This window comes from Pseudomonas gingeri, assembly GCF_013386165.1.
Classification (GTDB): Bacteria; Pseudomonadota; Gammaproteobacteria; order Pseudomonadales; family Pseudomonadaceae; genus Aquipseudomonas; species Aquipseudomonas gingeri_C.
The window spans coordinates 1-3,535 of sequence record NZ_JACAOS010000031.1 but is presented as its reverse complement, the minus strand read 5'-3'; the positions used below and the strand labels follow the sequence as shown (position 1 = coordinate 3,535).

At 62.7% G+C, this 3,535-nt stretch carries 2 protein-coding genes; both read left to right on the top strand.

The annotated features are described in order from the left end of the window. Positions 1 to 587 (top strand): phosphopantetheine-binding protein (locus HX866_RS32660; RefSeq protein WP_256345052.1); only part of this gene is annotated, 587 nt, incomplete at its 5' end. After that, the coding region (locus HX866_RS32655; protein WP_177141169.1) for an AMP-binding protein at positions 584 to 3,535 on the top strand (2,952 nt) is incomplete at its 3' end. The genes HX866_RS32660 and HX866_RS32655, both read left to right, overlap by 4 nt.

Sequence of the window (3,535 nt, the reverse complement as noted above, 5' to 3'; positions counted from 1 at the left end):
AATACCTGGGCCGTAACGACGATCAGGTGAAGATCCGAGGTTTCCGTATCGAACTGGGCGAAATCGACGCCCGTCTGGCCAAACACCCGGCTGTCCACGAAGCGGTGGTCACCGCTCGCGAAGACATCCCGGGCGACAAACGCCTGGTGGCCTATTACACGGCCCACTCAGAGGGCAATGAGCCGGACATCGACAGTCTGCGCGGTTGGTTGCTGGGGCAGTTGCCGGCCTACATGGTCCCGGTGGCCTACGTCCGACTCGATGCATTACCGCTGACCCCCAACGGCAAGCTGGACCGCAAGGCCCTGCCGGCCCCGGACAGCAGTGCGCTGATCAGCCGGGGCTACGAAGCTCCACAAGGCGAAACCGAAACCCTGATCGCCGAGATCTGGCAAACCTTGCTGGGCATCGCGCAGGTCGGTCGGCATGACCACTTTTTCGAACTGGGCGGCCATTCGCTGCTCGCCGTGAGCCTGATGGAACGCATGCGCCAGGAAGGCCTGGAAGCCGATGTCAGGACTCTGTTCGAACACCCCACCCTCTCGGAATACGCGGCAATGACGGAAAGAATGGAGATTGTTCTGTGAGCGTGATCGAACTGTTGGCAGTACTCAAAGAAAAAGATGTGCAGCTTGCCGTCAAGGGCGACCAACTGGTCGTCAGCGGCAGACGACAGTCCCTCACCGAGCCCGCCGTGCTGGCGATGTTGCGCGAGAACAAGGCGGCGCTGATCGAATTGATCAACGCCGGCGGGTATTCCAGCGCCAAGGCCGGCGAGGTGGAGATTCCCGCATCGCTCATCCCTCTCGGCTGCGAACGCATTACTGCGGACATGCTGCCCCTGGTCAAGCTTGACCAGGCCGCCATCGAACGCATTGTCGCCACGATCCCCGGGGGGGGCGGCAATGTGCAGGACATCTATCCGTTGGCGCCGTTGCAGGAAGGGATTCTCTATCACCATATTGCCGCCGAGCAGGGTGATCCCTACGTCCTGCAGGCACAGTTCGCGATTGCCAGCCGCGCCCGTTTCGACGAGTTCACCACGGCCTTGCAACACGTGATCGACCGCCATGACATCCTGCGCACCAGTGTGGTCTGGGAAGGTCTGGACGAGCCGGTGCAAGTGGTCTGGCGCCAGGCCCGGCTGGTCCTCACTGAAATCGACATCGACCCCGCTGCCGGCGCCGCTGCCGAACAACTACGCCAACGCTTTGACCCGCGCCATTACCGTCTTGATATCAGCCAGGCGCCGTTGCTGCGCCTGGCCTTCGCCCACGATGTCGCCAACCAGCGCTGGGTGGCGATGTTGTTGTTCCATCACATCGCCATCGACCATGCGGCCCTGGAAGTGGTGCAGCAGGAAATCCATGCGCATCTTTATGGCGAGGCCCAGACCCTGGGTGAGCCGGTGCCTTACCGCAACTATGTGGCCCAGGCCCGGCTTGGGGTCAGCAGCCAGCAGCACGAAGCGTTTTTCCGCGAGATGCTGGGGGATATCGATGAGCCGACATTGCCGTTCGGTCTGCAGGATGTGCGTGGCGATGGCCATGGTGTCGAAGAAGCGACCCAGGCCTTGCCCGCCGACCTGAGCCTGCGCCTTCGGGCCCAGGCCCGGCAGCAGGGGGTGAGTGCGGCGAGCCTGCATCACCTGGCCTGGGCCCAGGTGCTCGGGCGCCTGTGTGGGCGCAACGATGTGGTGTTCGGTACCGTGCTGCTGGGGCGGATGCGTGGCGGCGAAGGGGTTCGCCGGGCGCTGGGCATGTTTATCAATACCTTGCCGCTGAGGGTGGGCGTGGGTGATCAGGATGTGCGTGCCGGGGTCAAGGCGACCCATGCACGACTGACCGCTCTGCTGGGGCACGAACATGCGTCCCTGGCCCTGGCCCAGCGTTGCAGCGGCGTTGCGGCGCCGACGCCACTGTTCAGCACCTTGCTCAACTACCGGCACAGCGCGGCTGATGCGGTGAGCGGCGAGGCGGTGCAGCTATGGGAGGGGATCGAGGTACTGGGTGGTGAAGAGCGCACCAACTATCCACTGATCCTGTGCCTGGATGATCTGGGCGAAGGTTTCAGCTTGACGGTGCAGGCCGTTGCCGGTATCGGGGCGCAGCGGGTTTGCGGGTATATGCAGACGGCCCTGGAGCAGTTGGTCCAGGCCCTGGAGCGGGCGCCGGGCACGGCGCTCAACAGCCTGTCGATCGTCCCGGCTGGCGAGCGCGAGCAGTTGCTGGTGGGCTTCAATGATACGGCACTGGAGTATCCGCAGGCGCAGACCGTGCATGGTCTGTTTGAGGCGCAGGTGGCGCGTACGCCGGAGGCTTTGGCGGTGGTTCATGGCGAACAGCGCCTGAGCTATCGCGAGCTTAACGAGCAGGCCAACCGTTTGGCCCATGCCCTGCGCAAACAGGGTGTGCAGCCGGATTCACGGGTGGGGATCTGTGTTGAGCGTGGCGCCGAGATGGTTGTCGGTTTGCTGGCGATCCTCAAGGCAGGCGGCGGTTATGTACCGTTGGACCCGGCTTATCCGGTAGAACGGATTGCCTATATGTTGCAGGACAGTGCTCCGGCGGCGGTCTTGGCACAAACGGCTACCCAGGATCTGTTGGCGGGCGTTTCGGTGCCTGTGATCAATCTTGACCAGGGCACCTGGCAGGACGAATCCGTCCAGAATCCGCAGGTTCCTGGGCTGACTTCGGCGCATCTGGCTTATTTGATCTACACCTCGGGTTCGACCGGTCTGCCGAAGGGCGTGATGATCGAACACCGCAACACCGTGAACTTCCTCACCTGGGCCCACGCCGCCTTTGATCACGCGGCCTTGCAGGCTCACACAAACCTTGTAGGCGCTGGCTTGCCGGCGATGGCGTCCGGTCAGGCGGTGCAAGACTCACGGGCCCCATCGCGAGCAAGCTTGCTCCTACAGGGATCGGGTTCGGCCTTGAGTCAGACGTTGTTCTCGACTTCGCTGAACTTTGACCTGGCGGTGTATGAGTGTTTTGCACCTCTGACCTCGGGCGGCAGTATCGAGGTGGTGAAAAACGTTCTGGAGTTGCAACACGGCGAACACGATATCGGCCTGATCAACACCGTTCCATCGGCCCTCAAGGCTTTGCTGGAAGTCGACGGTCTGCCGAAATCGGTGCACACGGTCAACGTGGCGGGCGAAGCGCTGAAGCGCAGTCTGGTGGAAAACCTGTTCGAGAAGACCGGTGTCCAACGCCTGTGCAACCTCTACGGCCCATCTGAAACCACCACCTACTCAAGCTGGGTGGCGATGGATCGCGAAGAGGGTTTTGCGCCGCATATCGGCAAACCCGTCGGCAACACCCAGTTCTACCTGCTGGACGAACAGCAACAACCGGTCCCACTGGGCGTCCCGGGTGAAATCTACATCGGCGGCGCTGGCGTGGCCCGTGGCTACCTGAACCGTGACGACCTGACCGCCGAACGTTTCCTCAACGACCCGTTCAGCCAGGATGTTTCGGCGCGCATGTACCGTACCGGCGACCTCGGCCGCTACCTGCCAGACGGCAAT